A 21,879-nucleotide genomic window follows, 5' to 3' on the forward strand; every position below is an offset into this window, starting at 1 on the left:
AAGAGCAGCGGAAGACGACATGGACTGTCAGCGGTGCCATGGTGTAGCACCGGGTGCTACCGTGGTCGGTATGAGCGTTCAGCCCGAAATCACCCAGCGGGATCTGCGTAGTCGGTCCCGAGAGATCATGGACGCCATACAGGGCGGCCAGTCGTTCACCGTCACCCGTGACGGACAGCCGATCGGTCAGCTCGTCCCCTTGCGGCGACGGCGTCGGTTCGTCTCCCGTCAGGAGTTCGCCGCGATGTCCAGGACTGCACCCGGTATCGACCTCGACGCGTTCCGCACCGACCAGGACGCCACGGCCGACACCTATCTGGATGATCCCTATGCCCGCTGACCGCGCGACGTACGAGCAGGGGCTCCTCGATACCAACATCATGATCCTTCGCCGGTGGGTGGCTCCCGAGGAACTGCCGGACGAAATGGCGATCACTGCCATCACCTTGGCCGAGTTGTCCGCCGGTCCGCACGAAGTCCGTCGCAACGACGAGCAGAGCGGCTACGACGAACACGTGGAACGCGCCCGCAGGCTCGATGTCCTGCAACGTGCCGAAAACGAGTTCGACCCCATCCCCTTCGATGCCGAAGCAGCCCGCATCTACGGCCGTATCCGCGCGGCGGTGATCAGCGTCGGCCGCAAGCCGCGCCGTCGGGTGGCCGACCTGATGATCGCCGCCATCGCCGTGGCCGAGGACCTTCCCCTCTTCACCACCAACCCTGACGACTTCAAAGGGCTCGACGACCTCCTCACCGTCGTACCGGTCACCCGTCCCACGGAGCCCCACGGGAGCTGACGAACCTCAGCACATGGAGCACGCGCCGGGTCCGGCAGCTTGCGGGCGGGGCGGTGAAGCACGACCAGGAGCACGCCGACGCGCGCCGGCCGCGAGGAACTCATCACGCGCGACGTCGCAGCTCGTCGAGTTCGCCAGCCTCCGTGTCGTCCGGCTCCACGATGCCCGTCACGGCGCCGCCGCCCTCCTCGCTGCGGCCAGAGTTGCGTCCTGTGTGGTGATCGAGATCCTCGGTCACTTGCAGATCAGCATCACCATGGACGTGTACACGCACGTCGTGCAGGACACCCGGCGCGAAGCCATGAGTCACATGGACCGGCAGTGGACGCCAAAGGCCCCGGACCAAGATCGGTCCGGGGCCTTTGCGCTGGTGCCCCCGGCAGGATTCGAACCTGCGACACCCGCTTTAGGAGAGCGGTGCTCTATCCCCTGAGCTACGAAGGCGGGGTGTGACCCGTTGGTCACTGGCGTCAGCGTACCGGATGTGGGGGTGCGGGGTGTGGGTGGTCGTCGGGAGTAGGGGTGGTGAGAAGCGCCGCGGTTCGCGGCCCGTTCGCGGCCCGCTTTCGGTCAGCGGCCTGCTCCCGGTCAGTGGTCCGCTTCCAACTTCAGGTCCGCTTCCAACTTCGGGTCGGCGCCCTGCTTCGCGTCGGCGTCCTACTCCGCGTCGGCGGCCCATCTCGGGTCAGCCGCCCGCTTCAGGGTGCCGGGCTACTTTCGGGTCACCCGTGCCGTGTAGGCCCCGTCCGCCCCCGCCCCCTTCACCTCCTTCACCTCCACCGAGATTCCATGGGTCGGGTCCTTGAAGGTCTCGCCGTCGGTGAAGGGGGCGTCCGAGAGTTCTGCCTGGACGTTGGGGCTGCGGGTGCAGCCGCCCGTGTCGCGGTGGGCGTCGTAGACCGTGATCGGGCCCTGGCCTGTGTCGACGTTCGCGTCGACCTTGTAGATGAGGACCCCCGGCCCGCACACCGTCTCGTCGTTGCCGCCCCGCGTGCGCAGCTCCAGCGCGTACCCCGTGCGCGTGTCGACGGGGACGAAGACCAGCTTGCGGCCGCCGGGACGGGACAGCGGCGTCAGTTCGTACTCCGTGCTGCCCCGCGCCGCCGCGCAGCTCACCTGGGACGCGTCGAGCCACCCGAGCTTCCACTTGTGCCAGCCGAGCAGGTCGTTGTTGGCACCCCAGTCCTCGCTCATGATGTCCCAGTGCCCCACCGCGCCCCCGCCCTGCTGGGTGTAGAGGTCGGGCAGCCCGAAGACGTGCCCGTTCTCGTGGGGGAGGACCCGGTAGCCGGTCTGGGCGTAGGAGCCGGAGCCGTCGTCCTGGCGGGAGTAGACGAAGGACGCGTTGGCCACGGGCACCCCGTCGGCGACCGGCGCCTCGTTGTTGCCGGCGAACGTCACGGACAGCACCGTGTCCAGGGCGGAGGGCCCGGCGTTCGGGGAGACCAGCACGTTCAGCAGGTCGTACGAGCGGAAGTCCACCTCGGGATCGGCGGCGGCCACGATGTCCTGGACCAGCTGCCGGTAGCCGGGGTCGAAGGGGGCGCCGCGCTCTATGCCGTACTCCTTGAACGACTTCGGCATCCGCAGCCAGTGGGTGACCGGTGTCTCGGCGCGGTAGTCGAGGCGGCCGTAGGACGCGATGCGGAACCAGTCCCTGGTCTGCGGGAAGAACTCGCGGTAGCGGTCGAGCGCGCTGCCCTCGCCGGGCGCGTCGGAGAAGTCGACCATCAGGGTCAGGGCGCGGACGGTGCCGGTGGAGCGGGAGTAGCCGCCGGGGGTGGGGATGCCCTCGGTCATCTGGACCTGGCGGGCGCCGTTGATCAGGCACGGACCGAGGACGCCGGCGCGGGAGAGGGCGGCGATGGGGCCGGCGCCGGCGGTCGCGGCGCCCGGGACGAGGTGCCCGGTCCCGGCCGAGGTGCTCAGCGCCAGGGTCAGCGCGGTCACGCAGGTCAGGGTGGCCACGCGCCGCGGGCGTATGCGTCGGCTGCCGGGCTGCGGCTGCATGCATGGACCTCCCGCTCCACGGCAGCCGCCGGTCTCTGGCTGCACCCTTGCGCTCACCCTGTGTCGTGGGGGCGGAGGGCGCTCGCCGGAGCAGCCGAACGGGGGTTTCCCGCCGGTACGCGTGTGAGTCAGGTCACAGGAATTCGCCGGAAGGGTGGGAAATAACCGGGGACCGTTTCCCCGTTTGAACCTGTGTCCGGCCGAAACGGGGACCCGCTCCCCGGATCGTCGTCGGCGGCGGATCCGGCGGGAGAGCGGCCGGGCCCGGAGTGAAGAAGTACGACAGTGAAGAAGTGCGACGAGGAAGCCCGTCCGGCCCAGTGGCCGGACCGACCGAGGAGGACGCCGTGACCACCGCGACCCCCGTGCGACGCAAGACGTCCCGGCCGCGCGCCGACGCCCTGCGCAACCGGGAGCGGATCGTCAGGGCCGCCCGGGAGATGTTCGTCGAGTACGGCCCCGATGTGCCGCTCGACGAGATCGCCCGCCGCGCCGGCGTCGGCAACGCCACCCTGTACCGCAACTTCCCGGACCGCGAGGCACTGGTCCGTGAGGTCGTGTGCTCGGTCCTGGACCGCACGGTGCGGGCGGCGGAACAGGCCCTCGCGGACGGCGGCGACGCCTTCCACGCACTGGAGCGCTTCGTGCACGTCTCCGCCGACGAGCGGATCAGCGCGCTGTGCCCGATGCTCGCCACCACGTTCGACAAGCACCACCACGATCTGGAGGTCGCCCGCGAACGTGTCGAGCGGAGCGTCGAGGAGCTGATGGACCGCGCCAAGGCGGCCGGTCTGCTGCGCCGGGACGTCGGCGTCGGGGACGTGATGGTCGCCGTGGCCCAGCTCAGCCGGCCCCCGGCCGGTACGGCCTGCTTCAGCGCCGACCGCTTCGTCCACCGTCATCTCCAGCTGTTCCTGGACGGGTTGAGGGCCCCGGCCCCGTCCGTCCTGCCCGGCACGGCCGTGACCATGGAGGATCTGCGTCGCGCCTGATCAGACGACTCGGTCGGAGTCACAGCAGCAGCAACAGGCACAGCCAGAGCCACAGTTACAGCCGCAGCAGCCAAAGCAGCCACAGTCAGAGCACGAGCCCGACGCGACCCGAACCGGCCTGACCGATCGGTTCGGGGCCGAACTCCGGTCATCACTCACACCGGCGAGTACGCAACTGCGCGGCGAGTGATCCTCACACCCACGAGCCCCACGAGCCCCACGGCCGTCGACGCGGACGAGCCGTGATCCCGGCCCGTCACGTCACCTTTGTCTTTTTCCCAGGCCCCGTCCCTTTCTCCTGTCCATGAAATCCCGAAGTCCCGAAGTGGATACCCCCATGTCTCAAACAGCCGTGAAGGCACCCGACGCCAATCGCTGGAAAGCGCTCGTCTTCATCGCGCTCGCCCAGCTGATGGTGGTCCTCGACGCCACCATCGTGAACATCGCCCTGCCCTCCGCCCAGCGCGACCTCGGCATATCCGACGGCAACCGGCAGTGGGTCGTCACGGCCTACGCCCTCGCCTTCGGCGGTCTGCTGCTGTTCGGCGGCCGTATCGCCGACCTGTGGGGCCGTAAGCGCGCCTTCGTCCTGGGCCTCGCCGGCTTCGCCGCCGCGTCCGCGCTCGGCGGTGCCGCCACCACCGGCTCGATGATGTTCGGCGCCCGCGCGCTCCAGGGTGTCTTCGGCGCCCTGCTCGCCCCGGCCGCGCTCTCCCTGCTCGCCGTGATGTTCACGGACGCCAAGGAGCGGGCCAAGGCGTTCGGCATCTACGGCGCGATCGCCGGTGGCGGCGGCGCCGTCGGCCTCATCCTCGGCGGCTTCCTCACCGAGTACCTCGACTGGCGCTGGACGTTCTTCGTGAACGTGCCGTTCGCCATCGTCGCCGCGGCCGGCGCCTACTTCGTCATCCGTGAGCCCGAGGGCGGCCGCAACCGCTCCCCGCTCGACATCCCCGGCGTGATCCTGTCCACGCTCGGCCTGGTCGCGCTGGTCTACGGCTTCACCCGCGCCGAGTCGGACGGCTGGGGCGACGTCCTTACCGTCTCGATGTTCGTGGCGTCCGCGGTGCTGCTGATCTCGTTCGTGCTGGTCGAGTCCAAGGTCAAGGCCCCGCTGCTGCCGATGCGCGTGATCACCGACCGCAACCGCGGCGGCGTCTACCTCTCGCTGGGTCTCGCGATCATCGGCATGTTCGGCCTGTTCCTCTTCCTCACCTACTACCTCCAGGTCGTGAAGGGCTACTCGCCGGTCAAGACCGGCTTCGCGTTCCTGCCGATGGTGGCCGGCATGATCACCGGCTCCACCCAGATCGGCGCCCGGCTGATGACCCGGGTCCCGGCCCGGCGCCTGATGGGCCCCGGCTTCCTGGTGGCGGCGTTCGCGATGCTGCTGCTGGCCCAGCTGAAGGTCGACTCCTCCTACGCCACGCTGCTGCTGCCCGCGATGATCCTGCTCGGCCTCGGCATGGGTTCGGCGTTCATGCCGGCCATGTCCCTGGCCACCCAGGGCGTCCAGCCCCGGGACGCGGGTGTCGCCTCCGCGATGGTCAACACCTCGCAGCAGGTGGGCGGCGCGATCGGTACGGCCCTGCTGAACACGATCGCCGCGTCCGCGACGACCTCGTACGTCAAGGACCACATCACGGGTGCGACCTCCGCGCCGCAGCGGCAGCTGGTCGAGCTCCAGGCCATGGTGCACGGCTACAGCAGCGCCATCTGGTTCGCCGTGGGCATCCTCACCGCCGCCGCGGTGATCGCCCTGACCCTCGTCAACGCCGGCCGCCCCGGCAGCGGCGTCGTGTCCTCGGGCGAGGGCACGGGCGCGGACGAGGCCGAGCAGGCCGTCCCGGTGATCGCCCACTGACGCGGGGCCGCCCGGCACCGGGCATCCACGTAGGAACGACACCGGGACAGCCGTATCCGTATCGATAGAGAACGCGTCCGCCGAGAGATCCGTACAGAGATCCGTACAGAGATCCGTACAGAGATCCGTACAGAGATCCGTACGGGGATCCGGGAAGAGACCCGCACGGAAATCCGCTGAGAGAACCGCACGGGAATCCGCGGAGAAGGCGGACGCGCTGAAGAGGCGGACGAACGGCAAGACCTGTCGTGCGTGCGAGGAGGGGACGCCCCGTACGCACGACACCCCGGGGCCTGTCCTGGCCCGCTGAGTGAGCGGCTCAGCGGAGCCAGGGCAGGTCCGCACCCGCCTCGTTGGGCTGGAGGCCCTCGGCGACGATCTCCATGATCTCGCCGAGGGCCTTCTGCTGTTCGGGGGTGAGCCGTTCGAACAGGGCCTGGCGCACGGCGGCCACATGGCCAGGCGCGGTGCTGCGCAGCACCTCGAAGCCCTCGTCGGTCAGCACCGCGAACTGGCCGCGCTTGTCGGAGGGGCAGTCCTCGCGGCGCACCCAGCCGTTCTTCTCCAGCCGCGCTATGGCGTGCGAGAGACGGGAGCGGGTGATCTTCGCCTTCATGGCCAGCTCGGTCATCCGCAGCCGGCGGCGCGGGGCCTCGGCGAGCGCGACGAGCAGCCCGTAGTAGACGTGCGGCATGCCCGCGTCACGCTGGAGCTGGCGGTCGAGATGGTCTTCGAGGAGGGTGGTGGCGTGCAGGTAGGCGCGCCAGACGCGCTGCTCCTCGTCGGTGAGCCAGCGGTGCCGTGCGGCGGCGGGGTCGGGTGCCGTGTTCATGTGTCCCACTGTACGAGGCATCTCCTTGAAACTTGAACAAGTGCGGCGTAAGGTATGGGGTGGAGCTTGAGACTTAAAGCAAATGGATCGTGAGGTCCGCCGGAGGGAGCCGCAGTCATGTCCGCCGCAGCCAAGGAGCGCATGCCCGCCCTGTACCTCAGTCATGGCGCCCCGCCCCTCGCGGACGACCCGATCTGGCCCGGTCAGCTCGCCGCCTGGTCCGCCGACCTGCCCCGCCCCAAGGCGGTTCTCATGGTCTCCGCCCACTGGGAGGAGGCCCCGCTCGCCATCGGCGCCGTCCAGCCCGTGCCGCTCGTCTACGACTTCTGGGGCTTCCCCGAGCACTACTACCGCGTGACGTACGACGCTCCCGGCGCCCCCGAGCTCGCCGAGTCCGTGCGCAAGCTGCTGCGCGCCCCCGGCACCCCCGTCCAGGACGTCCCCGACCGCGGCCTCGACCACGGCGCCTACGTCCCCCTCGTCGAGATGTTCCCCGAGGCCGACGTCCCGGTGCTCCAGATCTCCATGCCGACCCTCGACCCCCAGCGGCTCATGGACATCGGCCGCAGGCTCGCGCCGCTGCGCGACGAGGGCGTACTGGTCGTCGGCTCCGGCTTCTTCACCCACAACCTGGCCGCGCTGCGCCACGCGGGCGGGGTGCCCACCTGGTCCTCCGAGTTCGACGACTGGGGGCACCACGCCCTGGAGTCCCGCGACTGGGACGCCCTGCTCGGCTTCCTCGACAAGGCTCCCGCGGGCCGTTACGCCCATCCGCGCACGGAGCACTTCGCCCCGCTGTTCGTCACCATGGGCGCCGCCGAGGCCGGCGGTGAGCTGGACGCGCAGAAGTCGGTGATCGACGGGTTCTGGATGGGCATGGCCAAGCGGTCGGTGCAGTTCGGCTGAGCCGCCGGGGGCGTGGGCCCGTCCGCCGGCAGTGGGGGCCCAACCGGCGGGCCGGCTCACAGCTCCTTCTCGTACCAGGCCACGTCCCAGTACCGGCCGAACTTGCGGCCCACCTCGTGGTACGTGCCGACGTGCCGGAACCCGAAGCGCGCGTGCAGTCGTGCCGACGCCTCGTTGGGCTGGGTGATGCCCGCGTAGGCGCGGTGCACGTCCTCGCCGGACAGGGCCTCGAACAGCGCGCCGTACAGCAGTGTGCCGATCCCGCGGCCGCCGGCGTGCGCGGCGACGTACACGGTGGTCTCCACCGAGGGCGCGTACGCGGGCTTCGCGCGGAACGGACTGGACGTGGCGTATCCGAGGATCTCCCGAGAATCCGCGTCGACGGCAACCCTGAGGCGGTGCGGGCCGTCTTCCGGATGGGAGAGCAGCCACGGGCGGCGCTCCACCGGAGTGAACTCCGAGGTGTCGAATGTGATGGGCGTCTCACGAACGTAGTGGTTGTAGAGGGCCGTGAGGGCATGGAGGTCGCCCTCGAATCCCGGTCTGACCTGCACCTCTGTACGTTCCGACGGCACCGCGCCTCCTCATGTGGCGGCACAGGGTACTGCATGATCAGAAAAATCGGGGGGCGGGTTGGGAATTCTGTCCTGTTTCCAGTCGTTGTTTCCATCGGATGCAGGGCACTCGTGGAGAGTCCGAGAGTCCCCGGGAGTGCTGAGTATCCGAAGGATCACCCGCTAGCCCACCATCGCAAGGGAGCACGCATGGCAACCCGTGCCGTCGCCCGTCGTCAGTCCGCCACCGGCGAGACGGCCGACTCGGCAAGCAGTGTTCGCGCCCATGGCGGCGAGATCGCCGACCGCGATCTGGTCGGCATGTACCTCGACGAGATCGCGCGTACGCCGCTGCTCGACGCCGCCAAGGAGGTCGAGCTGTCCCAGACCATAGAGGCGGGCGTCTTCGCTCGGCAGGTCCTCGACGGTGAAGAGGAGTCCGCGACGGACGCCACCCGTGAGGAGCTGGAGGCGCTGGTCGCCGCCGGCGAGCGAGCCAAGGACGTCTTCATCCGCTCCAACCTTCGCCTGGTCGTGGCGGTGGCCCGGCGCTATCCGCGCAGCGGGCTGCCCCTGCTCGACCTGGTCCAGGAGGGCAACGCGGGTCTGGTGCGCGCGGTCGAGAAGTTCGACTACCGCAAGGGCTTCAAGTTCTCGACGTACGCCACCTGGTGGATCCGTCAGGCGATCACCCGCTCCATAGCGGACCAGTCCCGCACGATCCGGCTGCCCGTCCACCTGGTCGAGGAGCTGGGCCGTATCCGCCGTGTGCAGCGCGAGTTCAACCGCGAGCACGGGCGCGAGCCGGAGCCCGCGGAGATCGCCGCGGAGCTGGGCTCCACGCCGGACCGCGTCACCGACGTGCTCGACTGGGCCCGTGACCCGGTCTCGCTGAACATGTCCGTGGACGACGAGGGCGAGACCCAGTTCGGCGACCTCCTGGAGGACACCTCCGCGGTCTCCCCGGAGCAGTCGGTGCTGACGCTGCTGCGCAGCGAGGAACTGGACGGCCTCATCGGCCGGCTCGACCAGCGCACGGCGAGCATCATCAAGATGCGGTACGGCATCGAGGACGGCCGGGAGCGCACGCTCACGGAGGTCGGCAAGGAGCACGGTCTGACGCGGGAACGCATCCGCCAGATCGAGAAGCACGCCCTGCTGGAACTGAAGAAGCTGGCCCGCAGCACGGGGTTCGACGCGGCGGCGTAGGGTCGGCCGGTGTGCGGGGCGCCGGGTGCAGGCTCGGGGTGGCTGCCACGGGCTTGAGGGCTTGGGGTGGCTGCCACGGGTGCCGGTGTCCGCGGTGTGCGAGTGCGGGCCGCGTGGGGCGGGGGGTTTCGCTTCCGTCACGGGGGTGCGTGGCCTGGGCGTGGGCAGGGGGTGTGTGGTCGTGTGTGATGTCCGGGCGTGGGGTGACGGGGTGTGCGCCCGGCGGCGTACGACCTCCTCTCCCGCGCACGCCGGGTGGCGCAAGAGAGCGCAAACATGGCTCTGTACCGCCGCTTCAACGCGCTGGGCCGCGGGAACAACCCTTCCGGGCGCGGGAACGGACCGGACGCGCGACCACGTCACCCGCCCCGGAACACCCTTCGACTCCCGCCGGATCCCCCGGACCCGGCGGTGCCCGAAGCGCGCCGACCCACGCACCACAGATCCAGAGCCACGTCAGATCCAGAGCCACGTCCCGACGCACCACCCCCCCCGGCGCCGGGACCTTCCCAGAGCCGGACTTCGGCGCCTGTCCCCCCGGGCGTCGGAGTCCGGCTCCTTTTCCCGGCGCAGCCTTTCGCGGCCGTACCTCGTTCCCGCCGGGCCGGTTCCGCGCGCCGTCGGTCGGTTTGTTGGTCGGTGTGCTGGTCGGCGGGCCGATCGGTGGGTCACCCCGCACCTGAACCCCGGGGTGGCCCACCGGATGGCAGATTCTGCCACATGGGCATAGCCTGCCGCCGTGAGCACCCCCAGTTCCGCCGGAACGCCGTCCGACCCGGCCGATTCCTCCCCGTCCGCGCCCTCGCTGACGGAGCGCCGCAAGGCCGAGACCCGTATGGAGATCGCCCGCGCGGCGGCCCGCCTCTTCGCGAGCCAGGGCCTCAGGGCCACCCGCGCCGAGGACATCGCGAAGGCCGCCGGCATCGCACCCCGCACGTTCTACCGCTACTTCGCCACGAAGGAGGAGTCGGTCGCCCCCCTCTACGCGGCGGGCGCCGAACGCTGGGCGGAGGCGGTGCGCGCGGCCCCGGCGGACCTCACCGTTCCGCAGGCCCTGGCGAACGCCGTCCACCACACGCTCACCCCCGGGATCGGCGTCTCCGCGGCGTCCTGGGAATGGGTCCGCACCCTCGTCCGCCTCGCCCAGGCCAGCCCCGGCCTGCGCAAGGTGTGGGCGGAGGTCTGCCAGGCGGGGGAGGAGACACTGGCGCTGGTCCTGCGCGACCGCGCGGCCACCGGACCGGCCACGGCGCGTGACGACAACGTTGCCGTCACGTCCCGTGACGACGTCGCCCCGGCCGTGATCACCCCCGAGCTGCGGTTCACGGCGGCGGTGGCGAGCGCGGCGGTCCGTGTGGCCGTCGAGTCCTGGGCGTCCGGCTCGGCCACGGCATCGGGCCCGGACGGCCCGACGGCCCTGGCGCTGCGCAACCTGGAGGCGCTACGGGGGTTCGCGTGGGGGCTGCCGGGTCACTGACCCGGCCCGCTCCCGCCCGCGCGGCCGTCCTCGCCCGCGTTCGCGCCTCCGCCGTCGTCCCCGCGCTCAGTCCCACCCGCCCCGGCCCGGCTGAGACGCGCCCCCAACTCCCCTACGCATTCGACGAGTTCACGGGGATGCCGGACGGTGAACTCGTACCCCGTCGTTGCCAGTCGCATCGCCATCCACTCCACCGGGTCCCCGGTCGTCCCGCGCACGACGCAGCCCGACTCCCCGTCCGGCTCCGGCGTGCCGAACCACGCCGGGAGCCGCGCGGCGACGTCGGCGGCCGGTGCGGCGAAGGCGACCGTGAACCCGTACGTCTCCTGCCGCCGGTGGATCGACCGCCGCAGATACTCCGCCGCGCTCCCCGTCGGCAGCTCCCGTGGCGCGAACCGCGCACCCGTGGCGAAGGGTTCGCTGACCCGGTCCACGCGGAAGGTCCGCCAGTCGCCGCGGTCGAGGTCGTACGCCACGAGGTACCACCGCCGTCCCGTCGACACCAGCCGGTACGGCTCCGTCAGCCGCCGTGACTCGGTGCCGTCCCCGGCGCGGTAGGCGAACCGCAGCCGTTCCTGTCCGGCCACCGTCGACGCCATCACGGTCAGTGTCTCCGGCGCGATGCTCGCCCCGTCCCCGCTGGTCAGCGGGGTGGTCGCGGCCTGGAGCGTGGCGACGCGCCGTCGCAGCCGGGAGGGCAGCACCTGCTCCAGCTTCGCCAGTGCCCGTACGGACGCCTCGTCCACGCCCGCCACCGCGTGCCCCGCGCCCGCGCGCAGCCCGACCGCGATCGCCACGGCCTCCTCGTCGTCCAGCACGAGCGGCGGCATCGCCTTGCCCGCCACGAGCCGGTAGCCGCCGTCGGAGCCGCGAGTCGCCTGCACGGGATAACCCAGCTCCCGCAGCCGGTCGACGTCCCGCCGGACCGTACGGCGGGACACCCCGAGCCGGTCGGCCAGCTCACCGCCCGGCCACTCGCGGGGCGTCTGGAGGAGGGAGAGGAGCTGGAACAGCCGGGCCGGGGTGTCCGTCGTCATACCTACGAGGATGCCGTGCGGATAGGACACGATCCGACCTAATGCCTCCCTAGCGTCACACCATGCCTTCCACGGACACGACTTCTCCCACGCCCCCGACGCCCGCCGCGACCGCACCCGACTCGACGGACGTGACTTCTCGAACCGGCGAGGTCCCTCCCGGGGGTTCGTCGGCCGGGGCCGCGTCTTCGGCCCCGGCCGAGCCCGCGACCGGAGGCCGCGTCCCGGCCCAGGCGGCACCGCCCGCCGCGACGGGCCGGTCCGCTGAGGCGGGCGGCACCGCGGAGGCGGGCGGGGCGGCGGAACCTGGCCGGTTGGCGGGAGGCGAGCGGTCCGTCGAACTCGGCCGGTCGGCGGGAGGCGAGCCATGCGCCCAACTCGGCCGGTCGGCCGGAGGCAAGCCATCCGCCGAACTCGGCCCGCCCACTCAAGCCGCCCTGTCCGCCGAAGTCGGCCCACTCGCAGAAGTCGGCCCGCCCACTCAAGCCGCCCCGTCTGCCGAAGTCGGCCCACTCACCGAATCAGACGCGCCCCCGGAACTCGCCGCGCCCCCAGGATTCGGCCCGGCCGCGGAACCCGGCCCAGCCGCAGAACTCCGCCCAACCGCCGGAGGTAACCGGCGGTGGTTCGCCCTAGCCATCGTCATGACCGCGGCCTTCATGGACCTGGTCGACGTCACGATCGTCAACATCGCCATCCCGTCGATCCAGCGGGACGCCGGTGCCACCTTCGGGCAGATCCAGTGGATAACCGCCGGCTACGCCCTCGCCTTCGCCGCGGGTCTGATCACCGGCGGCCGGCTCGGCGACATCCACGGCCGCAAGCGGCTGTTCCTGGTCGGCATCGGTGGCTTCACCCTCGCTTCCGCCCTGTGCGGCTTCGCCGCGAACCCGGAGATGCTCGTCGCCTCCCGCATCCTCCAGGGCGCGATGGCGGCGCTGATGGTGCCGCAGGTCCTGTCGATCGTGCACGCCACCTTCCCCGCACACGAACGCGGCAAGGTCTTCGGCCTGTTCGGGGCGATCGTGGGGCTGGGCGCGGTCTCCGGCCCGCTGCTCGGCGCCCTGCTGACGGAGTGGAACCTGTTCGGCCTCGAATGGCGCCCCATCTTCCTCATCAACCTGCCGGTCGGCGTGCTCGCCCTCGTCCTCGGCAGCCGGTACATCACCGAGTCACGGGCCCCGAGGGCGCTGAAGCTGGACCTGGTCGGCGTCGCCCTGGTGACACTGGGCCTGCTCATGCTGCTCTACCCGCTCACCCGCGGCCGTGAGCTGGGCTGGCCGCTGTGGGGGTACCTCTCGATGGGCGGCGCGTTCGTCGTGTTCGGGGCGCTGGTGGCGTACGAACGGCGCAAGGGGGCGCGCGACGGCTCCCCGCTGGTCGAACTCTCGCTGTTCCGGGTGAAGAGCTTCGCCGCGGGCATCGCCGTGCAGACCGTCTTCGGCGTGGCGCTCGGGGTGTTCTTCCTGGTGTGGACCCTCTATATGCAGGTCGGCCTGGGCTGGAGCCCGCTGCGGGCCGGACTGACCGGCGTGCCCTTCTCGATCGCGGTCTCCACGGCCGCCGGGCTGTCGGTGCAGAAACTGGTCCCGCGCTACGGCCGCGGAGTGCTCCAGGCCGGCGCGCTGATCATGGCCGTCGGCGTCCTGCTGTACATCGGCGCGTCCGAACGGTACGGCCTCGCCATCGCCTCCTGGCAGATGGCCCCGCCGCTGGTCGTGATGGGCGTCGGCATGGGGCTGATCGTCGCCCCGCTGACGGACGCGGTGCTCTCCGAGGTGCCGCGCGAGCACGCGGGCTCCGCGTCCGGGCTGATCAACACCGTGCAGCAGATGGGCAACGCGCTGGGGCTCGGCCTGGTGTCGGTGGTGTTCTTCGGGCGGATCGCGGACCGGTTGACGCCGGCCGGGACGGGACCGGCGTTCGTCCACGCCTACCAGTACGCGCTGGCCTGGGTCGCCGCCGTACTGTTCGTGATCTTCCTCCTGATGTTCGCCCTGCCGAAGCGGCCGGCGACGGGTTCCCCCAAGGCCGCCGAAGGCCCGATCGTGTCCGACTGACGCCCGAACCTGTTTACTTTGCGGAATCCTGGTCGTACCGTCGACTCGAAACCACAGGTTCGGACATCCGTCCGAGCACGCGGTGCCGGATGCCGGGCATCGGATGTCCGGTGTCGGTGTCGGTGTCGGTGTCGGTGTTGGGTTCGGTGTCGGGTTCGGGTATCGGTCGGAGGCGGACGGACATGTACGCACCGGAGCGGCAGCAGGAGATCCTCCGGCTCGCGCGGGAGAGCGGCCGGGTGGACGTGCTGTCGCTGGCCGAGGTGTTCCAGGTCACGGCGGAGACCGTCCGCCGCGACCTGAAGGCCCTCGACCGCGCGGGCCTGCTGCGCCGGGTGCACGGCGGCGCCATCCCGGCCGGACGCCTCGACTTCGAGCCCGACCTCGCCGAGCGCGAATCCACGGCCGCCGACGAGAAGGACCGCATCGCCAAGGCGGCCCTCGCCGAACTCCCCACCGAGGGCACGCTGATCCTCGACGCCGGCACGACGGTCGCCCGCCTCGCGGCGGCCGTCCCGCTCGACGCCCCGCTCACCGTCGTCACCCACAGCCTGCCCATCGCGGCCCGCCTCGCCGACCACCCGGGCATCCAACTCCATCTGGTCGGGGGGCGCGTACGGCACCGCACGCGCGCCGCCGTCGACGCCTGGGCCCTGCGCGCGTACGGCGAGATCCGCGCCGACGTCCTGTTCGTCGCCGCCAACGGCTTCTCCGCCGAGCACGGACTGACCACCCCCGACCTCGCGGAGGCGGCCGTCAAGCGGGCCGCGATCGCCGCCGCCCGCCGGGTGGTCCTCCTCGCCGACTCCGCCAAGCACGGGCAGGAGCACTTCGCCCGCTTCGGCGACCTGGGCGACGTCGACCTGCTGATCACCGACGGCGGACTGAGCCCGGAGGACGCGGCCGCCATCGAGCGCGGCGGCACGGAAGTGGTGCGCGCGTGATCCTCACCGTCACCCCCAACCCGTCCCTGGACCGCACCTACGAGGTTCCCGCGCTCGACCGCGGCGAGGTCGTCCGCGCCACCGGCGAACGCGTGGACCCCGGCGGCAAGGGCGTGAACGTCTCGCGCGCCGTGGCGGCCGCCGGACGGCGCACGGTCGCCGTCCTGCCCCTGGGTGGTGCGCCGGGCGCGCTCGTCGCCGAACTGCTGCACGCCCAGGGCATCGAGGTCGTGCCGGTACCGATCGCAGGCGCCACCCGCTCGAACATCGCGCTCGCGGAGGCGGACGGGGTGCTCACGAAGATCAACGCACCGGGTCCGCTGCTGTCGGCGGGCGAACAGGAGGCGCTCGTCGAGACGGTGCGTGCGCGGGCGCGCGACGCGGACTGGGTCGCCTGCTGCGGGAGCCTGCCACGAGGGCTCGCGCCGGCGTGGTACGCCGACCTGGTCGCGCGGGCGCACGCCGCCGGTACGCGCATCGCGCTCGACACTTCCGGGCCCGCGCTCCTCGCGGCGTTGCGCGAGCGCCCGGACGTGGTGAAGCCGAACGCGGAGGAGCTCGCGGAGGCCGTCGCGCGTCCCCTGGCCACGGTGGGCGACGCGGTGAAGGCGGCCGAGGAGTTGCGCGAGCGTGGCGCGCGCGCCGTCCTCGCGAGCCTGGGCGCGGACGGGCAGGTGCTCGTGGACGACTCCGGCACCTGGTTCGGCCACGCACGTGTGCCCGTGGTCCGCAGCAACGTCGGCGCAGGCGACGCCTCCCTCGCCGGCTTCCTGACCGCCGGCGGCCACGGCCCCGACGCCCTCGCCTCGGCCGTCGCCCACGGCGCCGCGGCGGTCGGCCTGCCCGGCAGCGAGATGCCGACACCGGCCACCCTGAACCCGACGGCGGTGACCGTCACACCGACCATCCCGACCGACCGCGAACTGCGGGAACGGGCGCAGTGAGGTGGGCGGGGAGAGTTGCGGGGCCGAACGCGCCGAACGCGCCGAACGCGCCGAACGCGCCGAACGCGCGGAGTGCTCGGACGTGCCGACGCCGATCGGCGAGGGCGACGGCCCGGCCCGAGGGCGGGCCGGGGCGCCCGGCGTGCGATGTCCGGCGACCGGCGCGCGGGCACGGAGCCGCACCGGACAGGGACCCGCCATCGCTCCGCCGCTGTACCCACAGCCGCCAGCCGCCAGCCGCCAGCCGCCAGCCGCCAGCCGCCGGCCGTCCGAAGTCGCGCGAAGCAGCCCTGAGTTGCCGGACCGTCCCTCAGGAGGACCCGACGAGGACGGTCCCCTCACCCCGGCACCGTCCCACCCCACCTCGTCCGACCCCACCCCGGGGGCGATACGTGCGAAGGAGCCCGCGATGAGCGACCTGATCACGGCGGACCTGGTCGACCTCGACCTGTCCGCCGACACCAAGGAGGCGGCGGCCCGAGCCCTCGCCGAGCGCATGACCGCCCTGGGCCGGGTGACCGACCTGGAGGGCTTCCTCGCCGACGTGGCCGCTCGGGAGGAGCAGATGCCGACCGGCCTGGACGGCGGCATCGGCATCCCGCACTGCCGCAGCACCCACGTCACCGAACCCACCCTCGCCTTCGGCCGCAGCGCCACGGGAATCGACTTCGGCGCCCCGGACGGCCCGGCCGACCTGGTCTTCCTCATAGCGGCCCCCGCCGGTGCCGACGACACCCACCTCACCATCCTGTCCTCCCTGGCCCGGCGGTTGACGGACCCCCGGTTCACGGCGGCGCTCAGGGCCGTGGGGGACACGGGGGAGGCGGCCGCGCTGATCCGGGGGGAGGAGAAACGGGGCGTGGACGGCGGTGAGCAGGTGCCGGAGGTGGACGAGGGCGCCCGGGTGTTCCGGATCGTCGCCGTCACCTCCTGTCCGACCGGTATCGCCCACACGTACATGGCGGCCGAGTCGCTGGAGAACGCCGGCCGTGACGCCGGTGTCGAACTCGTCGTCGAGACACAGGGCTCCGCAGGCTTCACCCGGCTCGCCCCGGAGGTGATCGCGGCGGCGGACGGCGTGATCTTCGCGCACGACCTCCCCGTACGCGAGAAGGACCGCTTCGCCGGCAAGCCCACCGTCGACGTCGGAGTGAAGGCGGGCATCAACCGCCCCGCCGAACTCATCACCGAGGTGCGCGAGAAGGCCGCGCATGGCGAGGTGACCGCGGGGGCGCCCGCCGGTCCGCGCACGCCCGTGGAGCGCGCCGGCGCCTCCGGCGAGGGCTACGGCACCAGGCTTCGCAAGTGGCTGATGTCCGGCGTCAGTTACATGGTCCCCTTCGTCGCGGCGGGCGGCCTGCTCATCGCCCTCGGCTTCGCGATCGGCGGCTACAAGATCAACAAGGCGCCGTCGGTCATGGACCACTTCGTGTGGACCCAGGCCGACAGCTGGGGCGCCCTGCTCTTCCAGATCGGCGGCGTGGCCTTCGGCTTCCTCGTCCCGGTCCTCGCGGGCTACATCGCGTACGGCATGGCGGACCGGCCCGGCCTCGTCCCCGGGTTCGTCGGCGGCGCGATCTCCCTCACCATCAACGCGGGTTTCCTCGGCGGCCTGGTGGCCGGACTGATCGCCGGCGCCGTGGTCATGGCCGTCCAGCGGGTCGCGATCCCACCGGCGTTGCGCGGCATCATGCCCGTCGTGGTGATCCCACTGATCTCCTCCGCGATCGTCGGCCTCCTGATGTTCGTCGTGATCGGCAAGCCCATCGCCTCCGCCCAGAAGGCCATGACCGACTGGCTGGGCGGCCTCACCGGCACCAACGCCGTCCTGCTCGGCGCGCTCCTCGGCCTGATGATGTGCTTCGACCTCGGCGGCCCGGTCAACAAGGTCGCGTACACCTTCGCCACCGCCGGCATCGCCGTGGCCGACCCCGGCGACTCCGCGATGAAGATCATGGCGGCGGTCATGGCGGCCGGCATGGTCCCGCCGCTGGCGATGGCCCTCGCCACGACCGTGCGCGGACGGCTCTTCACCCGCACCGAGCGCGAGAACGGCAAGGCCGCGTGGGTGCTCGGAGCCTCCTTCATCTCGGAGGGCGCGATCCCGTTCGCGGCGGCGGACCCGCTGCGTGTCATCCCGTCCGCGATGGCCGGCGGCGCGGTCACCGGCGCGCTGTCGATGGCATTCGGCGCCACCCTGCGCGCCCCGCACGGCGGCATCTTCGTGGTCCCGCTGATCGGCGACCCGTTCCTGTACCTGCTCGCCCTCGCGGCCGGCGTCTGCGTCACCACGGCCCTCGTCGTTGTCCTCAAGGGCCTGCGCACACCCGCCCCGGGGAGCGCCGAGGGCGAACCGTCCGCCGACCGTCCGGCGACGGCACCGGACACGAAACGGCCGGTCACCGCCTGAACGGCCGTGCCCCCTTGTCCCTTTGGGGAGCTGTGAGTTGTTCGCGTCACCTGCGAGATACGTCACGGTCCGGGGCGAAGTCCCGGGCCGTGCTGTCTACTGGAACCCATGCCCCAGAACGTCTCGATCCTCCAGCTGACCGGTGCCGCCGTCCTGGCTGCCGCGACCGTCGTCTGGGTCGCCGGTCTGACGCGCATCCTGCGCCACACCCGCCGCGCGGCCGCCGAACTCGGCCATGGCCGTCCCCGGCCCATGCTCCGCGCCGTGCCGGGTCAGAGCGGCGCGGCTCCCGCCCGTGAATCCGTCGCCCTGTCCCCGGCGGAGCAGGACGCCTTCGCGGTCCTCGTACGGCAGTTGGGCGGCCGCTGACGGACCGGGCGGTCCTCGCTAGGGCTGCCGGGCGGCCCGGCGTTCCATCGCCTCGCGGGCCGCGTCCTCCGTGACGTACACCTCGCACATGTGGCGTCCGTCGGGTGTCGCGGTGTGCTCGACCTCCCAGAGGGAGACTTCCTGGCCGTCGCGCAGCAGGAACGCGTGCTCGTAGAGCGAGAAACTCAGGCCCGCCCGGCCCGTGCGCCCCGGACGGCCGAACGCCTGGGTGATCTGGTGCGCGAACGCCGTCGTCAGCAGCTCCGCCGTCCTGTCGTCCGGCCGGTCCGCGTTCTCCGCGCGGCGCAGCAGCCGGCGCGCGTGGTCGGCCGAGTCGTCGGGAACGTAGGCGTGACGCGGCTCGGGGATGGTGGCCAGCTGCGTCAGCACCGGGAGCTCGAACTCCGGTGTCTCCGGTGGCAGCGGGAGCCGCGCGGTGGCGGTCCGCAGGTCCTCGGCGCTGGTGTACACCTCGTGCTGGGGCTCACGGTCCTGCGCCGTATTGTGGACCAGTTCCCAGAAGGTCACCGCGGAGCCGTCCGCCAGCAGCCATGTGTGGCGGTAGGTCTCCCGGTGCAGGCCGGCGCTGTGGTGGGCGGAGTGCAGCGAACTGTTGTGCGCCAGCGCGCAGTCGAGCTGCCTTATCGCCTCTTCGGGCAGTTCGAACGAGTTCATGGCGCGCCGCAGGAGCCGCGCGAGATGCTCCTCCGGAGACTCGGGCGACTCGGCTGGTTCGTACGCGGTCGTCTCGTACGGAACGCTCAAGGTTTCTCCCGGCGTTGCTGCATGTCACCTTGTGGGTGCATACCGTAGCCCCTCGGTCGGACATCATGTCCGGGAACCGAGAAAACGTACGCCACGAAAACGCGCGGGCCACGCGGAAAGTTCCCGCGTGACCCGATGATCTGTCAAAAGTTGCCGGTCAGAGGGCCCTTGGGGCGGGGGAGGTGGTGCGGTGGCTGCGCGCGCCGGGGATTTCCGCGGCGCGTGAACCGGCCACCGACCCCGCCCCGCGCTCCCTCGCGCCCCGGGTCCGGTCGTGTCAGGCGGCGCTGCCGGCCACCCACTCGCCCCAGGGCATGTTCCAGCCGTTGAGACCGTTGTCCGGGGCCACCGTCTTGTCGGGGGAGTTCTTCACGATCACGACGTCCCCGATCAGCGAGTTGTCGTAGAACCACGCGGCGCTCGTCGCCCCCTGCGCGCCCTGCACGTCCGCGAGCCCCACACAGCCGTGGCTCGTGCCCTCGCGCCCGAACGGCGGATTGCCCTTGCTGTACCAGTAGTTGCCGTGGATGAACGTCCCGGACGACGTCAGCCGCATCGCGTGCGGCACGTCCGGGATGTCGTACTCACCGCCGTAGCCCACCGTCGAGCCGTTCATGCGCGTCTGCGTGAACTTCTCGGAGATCACCATCTGCCCGTTGTACGTCGTGTGCTGCGGGCTGCCCGCCGAGATCGGCACCGACTTGAGCGTGCTGCCCTCCCGCACCACCGTCATGGTCTGCGTGCCCACGTCGACCGTGGAGACCTGCGACCGCCCGATCGTGAAGTCCACGGTCTTCTTCTGCACGCCGTAGACGCCGTTCGCGCCCTCGACCCCGTCCAGGTCGATCTTCATCGTGACCTTGGAGCCGGCCTTCCAGTACTCCTGCGGCCGGAAGTCCAGCCGCTGTGCCCCGAACCAGTGCCCCACCACCTGCTGCCCGCTGCTGGAGCTGACCGTGATGTGCGACTGCACGGTCTTCTTGTCGGTGATGGCCTTGTCGAAGGTGAACGACACCGGCATGCCCACACCGACCGTGGTCCCGTCGTCCGGCGTGTACGTCCCGATGAAGCTGTTGGACGACGTGACCGTCGTGAAGATGGAATTCGCCGCGGCGGTACGGCCGCCGGAGTCCTTCGCGGTCGCCGCTATCGCGTACTTCGTGCCCCGCTCCAGCTGCTCCTTCGGCTTCCAACTGCCGCCGTCCGCCGATATCGCCCCCGGCACGGCCTGCCCCGACCCCGCCACGCTCATCTTCACGTCGGTCAGCCTGCCGCCGCTGACCTTCACGCCGGTCGCGTTGATGGACGCCCCGGTCGATCCGTCCTTCGCCGATATCGCGATCTTCGCCGTCGAGGTCTTCGGCGAGTCCTTGCCGCCCTTGGCGCCATCGGTCTTGGCGCTGGCGTCGCCGCCGCATCCGGTGAGGGTGAGGGCGCCGACCAACAAGGCGGCACAGGCCCCCAGCGCGCGCCGCGCTGCAATGTCCGGCGTTGTCACGGGCTGCTCCAGGTTCGTGTGATGTGCGGGATCCGCTCCGATGCGTGGAGAAAGAGGGAACCGCCCCCACGGGAGGTTCCCTCCGATCGGGATGAAGCCAGGCACGTGACAGAACCGCGACAATCCGAGCCGCACGGCGACGGAACGCGCTCGTGCTACCTGCCGCCCCCGTACAACTCCTCGTACGCCGGCCACGTTCCGCCCGCCCCGTCCACCGACTCCGCGGCGCGCACGGCGCGGACGATGGCGCGCGTCACCACGTCCGCGCCCGCCGCGAGAACGTCGTTGAGCGCGAGCGGATGTGCGGCGTCCAGCGCGTGAGCCCCCGTGGCGAGAGCGAACACCGTGTCACCGTCGTTGAGCAGATGCACTGGTCGCACGGCGCGCGCGATGCCGTCGTGCGCCGTGCCCGCCAGCTTCTGCGCCTGTGCCTTGGACAGGTCCGCGTCCGTGGCGACCACCGCGAGCGTCGTATTGAGCGGCGGAGCGCCGTTCTTCACGGCGGCCTCGGCGAGGCGTCGGCGCGCGGCCTCGTGCACGCCCTGCTCCGGGTACGTGACGCGCCCCTCGAACAACTCCCCGTAGAGCGCGCCCGTCCCCGGGTCCATCGCCGACCCCGCGGCGTTGACGGCCACCAGCGCGGCCACCGTGATCCCCGAGCCGAGGACCGTGCTCGCGCTGCCGATGCCGCCCTTGAGCTGCCCCACCACGGCGCCGGTACCGGCGCCGACGGCCCCCTCGCGCACCCGCGCGCCCAGGTCGCTCGCCGCGGCGGCCTCGACCGCCGTGCGCCCCGTCGCCGCGTCCGGCCGCGCACGGAAGTCGCCGCCGCGCCCGAGGTCGAAGAGGCAGGCGGTGGGCACCACCGGCACCACGTGCGTGGGGTCCGGTCCGACCCGCACCCCACGCCCCCGCTCCTCCAGCCACGCCATCACGCCGGACGCCGAGTCAAGACCGTACGCGCTGCCCCCGGTCAGGACGACCGCCTCGACCTTCTGGACGAGGTTGCGCGGGTCGAGGGCGTCGGTGTCCTTGGTGCCGGGGCCGCCGCCGCGCACGTCCACCGCGGCCACGGCACCGCCCTCCGGCGCGAGGACGACCGTCGTACCCGTGAGCCAGCCGTCACCGGTGCGGGTCGCGTGTCCGACCCGCAGCCCGGCGACATCCGTCAGAGCGTCAACTGTCATGGCAGCCAGTCTTGCCCACCCGGG

General features: G+C 71.7%; 19 protein-coding genes, 1 tRNA gene and 1 pseudogene. 13 read left to right on the forward strand and 8 right to left on the reverse strand.

Annotation, left to right across the window (positions count from 1 at the left end; all coding sequences use genetic code 11):
- The first annotated feature begins 70 nt into the window (after window positions 1–70).
- The 3 genes and pseudogenes from AB0F77_RS05015 to AB0F77_RS05025 all read left to right on the forward strand — a co-directional run.
- Window positions 71–340 (forward strand): prevent-host-death protein, encoded by a 270-nt coding sequence (locus AB0F77_RS05015; RefSeq protein ID WP_361941598.1) that lies wholly within the window; start codon window positions 71–73, stop codon window positions 338–340.
- A complete protein-coding gene (locus tag AB0F77_RS05020) occupies window positions 330–797 on the forward strand; it encodes a type II toxin-antitoxin system VapC family toxin (RefSeq protein WP_361941601.1) in 468 nt (155 codons plus the stop codon). The genes AB0F77_RS05015 and AB0F77_RS05020 overlap by 11 nt, the downstream gene beginning before the upstream one ends.
- Window positions 798–891: 94 nt before the next feature.
- Window positions 892–1,116 (forward strand): annotated as a pseudogene (locus tag AB0F77_RS05025) (tyrosine-type recombinase/integrase); the annotation flags it as partial.
- Between the two features lie 49 nt (window positions 1,117–1,165).
- On the opposite strand, the gene AB0F77_RS05030 reads toward AB0F77_RS05025, so the two are convergent.
- Together AB0F77_RS05030 and AB0F77_RS05035 are read right to left on the reverse strand one after the other, a co-directional pair.
- A tRNA-Arg gene (locus AB0F77_RS05030) sits at window positions 1,166–1,241 on the reverse strand.
- Between the two features lie 267 nt (window positions 1,242–1,508).
- Window positions 1,509–2,807, reverse strand: coding sequence for a M6 family metalloprotease domain-containing protein (locus AB0F77_RS05035; protein ID WP_361941604.1), 1,299 nt, complete (start codon window positions 2,805–2,807; stop codon window positions 1,509–1,511).
- Window positions 2,808–3,154: 347 nt separating this feature from the next.
- On the opposite strand from AB0F77_RS05035, the gene AB0F77_RS05040 reads away from it, so the two are divergent.
- Together AB0F77_RS05040 and AB0F77_RS05045 are read left to right on the forward strand one after the other, a co-directional pair.
- Window positions 3,155–3,799 (forward strand): TetR/AcrR family transcriptional regulator, encoded by a 645-nt coding sequence (locus AB0F77_RS05040; RefSeq protein ID WP_361941607.1) that lies wholly within the window; start codon window positions 3,155–3,157, stop codon window positions 3,797–3,799.
- 337 nt (window positions 3,800–4,136) lie between these two features.
- Entirely contained in the window at window positions 4,137–5,663 is a 1,527-nt protein-coding gene (locus AB0F77_RS05045; protein WP_361941610.1) for an MFS transporter, read from the forward strand.
- Between the two features lie 319 nt (window positions 5,664–5,982).
- On the opposite strand, the gene AB0F77_RS05050 is transcribed toward AB0F77_RS05045, so the two are convergent.
- Window positions 5,983–6,495 carry a MarR family transcriptional regulator gene (locus AB0F77_RS05050; RefSeq protein ID WP_361941613.1) on the reverse strand — a complete coding sequence of 171 codons (513 nt, stop codon included), beginning with the start codon at window positions 6,493–6,495 and terminating at the stop codon, window positions 5,983–5,985.
- A gap of 117 nt (window positions 6,496–6,612) precedes the next feature.
- Between AB0F77_RS05050 and AB0F77_RS05055 the strand changes: the two genes are divergently transcribed.
- Complete coding sequence (locus AB0F77_RS05055; RefSeq protein ID WP_361941616.1) at window positions 6,613–7,401, forward strand: class III extradiol ring-cleavage dioxygenase; 789 nt, start codon at window positions 6,613–6,615, stop codon at window positions 7,399–7,401.
- 56 nt (window positions 7,402–7,457) lie between these two features.
- Here AB0F77_RS05055 and AB0F77_RS05060 read toward each other — a convergent pair whose 3' ends face one another.
- Window positions 7,458–7,976, reverse strand: coding sequence for an N-acetyltransferase family protein (locus AB0F77_RS05060; RefSeq protein ID WP_361941619.1), 519 nt, complete (start codon window positions 7,974–7,976; stop codon window positions 7,458–7,460).
- Window positions 7,977–8,165: 189 nt separating this feature from the next.
- Here AB0F77_RS05060 and AB0F77_RS05065 point away from each other — a divergent pair, with 189 nt between their 5' ends.
- Entirely contained in the window at window positions 8,166–9,164 is a 999-nt protein-coding gene (locus AB0F77_RS05065; RefSeq protein ID WP_361941622.1) for a sigma-70 family RNA polymerase sigma factor, read from the forward strand.
- An 835-nt stretch (window positions 9,165–9,999) separates the two neighbouring features.
- On the forward strand, window positions 10,000–10,641 hold the full coding sequence (locus AB0F77_RS05070) for a TetR family transcriptional regulator (RefSeq protein WP_361942533.1): 642 nt from the start codon (window positions 10,000–10,002) through the stop codon (window positions 10,639–10,641).
- Here the strand turns inward: AB0F77_RS05070 and AB0F77_RS05075 are convergent.
- Window positions 10,635–11,678: a WYL domain-containing protein gene (locus tag AB0F77_RS05075; RefSeq protein WP_361941625.1), complete on the reverse strand. Its 1,044-nt coding sequence runs from the start codon at window positions 11,676–11,678 to the stop codon at window positions 10,635–10,637. The two genes, AB0F77_RS05070 and AB0F77_RS05075, sit on opposite strands and share 7 nt — an antisense overlap.
- A gap of 644 nt (window positions 11,679–12,322) precedes the next feature.
- On the opposite strand from AB0F77_RS05075, the gene AB0F77_RS05080 reads away from it, so the two are divergent.
- From AB0F77_RS05080 to AB0F77_RS05100, 5 genes are all read left to right on the forward strand, one after another.
- Window positions 12,323–13,738 (forward strand): MFS transporter, encoded by a 1,416-nt coding sequence (locus AB0F77_RS05080; protein WP_361941628.1) that lies wholly within the window; start codon window positions 12,323–12,325, stop codon window positions 13,736–13,738.
- A gap of 182 nt (window positions 13,739–13,920) precedes the next feature.
- Entirely contained in the window at window positions 13,921–14,682 is a 762-nt protein-coding gene (locus AB0F77_RS05085) for a DeoR/GlpR family DNA-binding transcription regulator (RefSeq protein ID WP_361941631.1), read from the forward strand.
- Complete coding sequence (pfkB, locus tag AB0F77_RS05090; RefSeq protein ID WP_361941634.1) at window positions 14,679–15,626, forward strand: 1-phosphofructokinase; 948 nt, start codon at window positions 14,679–14,681, stop codon at window positions 15,624–15,626. Before AB0F77_RS05085 ends, pfkB begins: the two co-directional genes overlap by 4 nt.
- Before the next feature lie 409 nt (window positions 15,627–16,035).
- Window positions 16,036–18,036: a fructose-specific PTS transporter subunit EIIC gene (locus AB0F77_RS05095; protein ID WP_361941637.1), complete on the forward strand. Its 2,001-nt coding sequence runs from the start codon at window positions 16,036–16,038 to the stop codon at window positions 18,034–18,036.
- Between the two features lie 108 nt (window positions 18,037–18,144).
- On the forward strand, window positions 18,145–18,405 hold the full coding sequence (locus AB0F77_RS05100) for a hypothetical protein (RefSeq protein ID WP_361941640.1): 261 nt from the start codon (window positions 18,145–18,147) through the stop codon (window positions 18,403–18,405).
- A gap of 18 nt (window positions 18,406–18,423) precedes the next feature.
- Here the strand turns inward: AB0F77_RS05100 and AB0F77_RS05105 are convergent, their stop codons facing one another.
- From AB0F77_RS05105 to AB0F77_RS05115, 3 genes are all read right to left on the reverse strand, one after another.
- A complete protein-coding gene (locus AB0F77_RS05105; RefSeq protein ID WP_361941643.1) occupies window positions 18,424–19,170 on the reverse strand; it encodes a DUF6227 family protein in 747 nt (248 codons plus the stop codon).
- A 277-nt stretch (window positions 19,171–19,447) separates the two neighbouring features.
- Window positions 19,448–20,668, reverse strand: a complete 1,221-nt coding sequence (locus AB0F77_RS05110; RefSeq protein ID WP_361941646.1) for an Ig-like domain-containing protein — start codon at window positions 20,666–20,668, stop codon at window positions 19,448–19,450.
- A gap of 155 nt (window positions 20,669–20,823) precedes the next feature.
- Window positions 20,824–21,855 carry a P1 family peptidase gene (locus AB0F77_RS05115; RefSeq protein ID WP_361941649.1) on the reverse strand — a complete coding sequence of 344 codons (1,032 nt, stop codon included), beginning with the start codon at window positions 21,853–21,855 and terminating at the stop codon, window positions 20,824–20,826.
- Between the last annotated feature and the right edge of the window lie 24 nt (window positions 21,856–21,879).

It is taken from the genome of Streptomyces sp. NPDC026672 (assembly GCF_040638185.1).
In the GTDB taxonomy this organism is placed as follows: Bacteria; Actinomycetota; Actinomycetes; order Streptomycetales; family Streptomycetaceae; genus Streptomyces.

Coding starts and splice junctions, on each gene's coding strand:
- AB0F77_RS05055 (WP_361941616.1), top strand. CDS start 6,613: ATGTCCGCCGCAGCCAAGGAGCGCATGCCCGCCCTGTACCTCAGTCAT.
- AB0F77_RS05050 (WP_361941613.1), bottom strand. CDS start 6,495: ATGAACACGGCACCCGACCCCGCCGCCGCACGGCACCGCTGGCTCACC.
- AB0F77_RS05015 (WP_361941598.1), top strand. CDS start 71: ATGAGCGTTCAGCCCGAAATCACCCAGCGGGATCTGCGTAGTCGGTCC.
- AB0F77_RS05075 (WP_361941625.1), bottom strand. CDS start 11,678: ATGACGACGGACACCCCGGCCCGGCTGTTCCAGCTCCTCTCCCTCCTC.
- AB0F77_RS05115 (WP_361941649.1), bottom strand. CDS start 21,855: ATGACAGTTGACGCTCTGACGGATGTCGCCGGGCTGCGGGTCGGACAC.
- AB0F77_RS05095 (WP_361941637.1), top strand. CDS start 16,036: ATGAGCGACCTGATCACGGCGGACCTGGTCGACCTCGACCTGTCCGCC.
- AB0F77_RS05035 (WP_361941604.1), bottom strand. CDS start 2,807: ATGCAGCCGCAGCCCGGCAGCCGACGCATACGCCCGCGGCGCGTGGCC.
- AB0F77_RS05085 (WP_361941631.1), top strand. CDS start 13,921: ATGTACGCACCGGAGCGGCAGCAGGAGATCCTCCGGCTCGCGCGGGAG.
- AB0F77_RS05065 (WP_361941622.1), top strand. CDS start 8,166: ATGGCAACCCGTGCCGTCGCCCGTCGTCAGTCCGCCACCGGCGAGACG.
- AB0F77_RS05045 (WP_361941610.1), top strand. CDS start 4,137: ATGTCTCAAACAGCCGTGAAGGCACCCGACGCCAATCGCTGGAAAGCG.
- AB0F77_RS05080 (WP_361941628.1), top strand. CDS start 12,323: ATGACCGCGGCCTTCATGGACCTGGTCGACGTCACGATCGTCAACATC.
- AB0F77_RS05070 (WP_361942533.1), top strand. CDS start 10,000: ATGGAGATCGCCCGCGCGGCGGCCCGCCTCTTCGCGAGCCAGGGCCTC.
- AB0F77_RS05020 (WP_361941601.1), top strand. CDS start 330: ATGCCCGCTGACCGCGCGACGTACGAGCAGGGGCTCCTCGATACCAAC.
- AB0F77_RS05100 (WP_361941640.1), top strand. CDS start 18,145: ATGCCCCAGAACGTCTCGATCCTCCAGCTGACCGGTGCCGCCGTCCTG.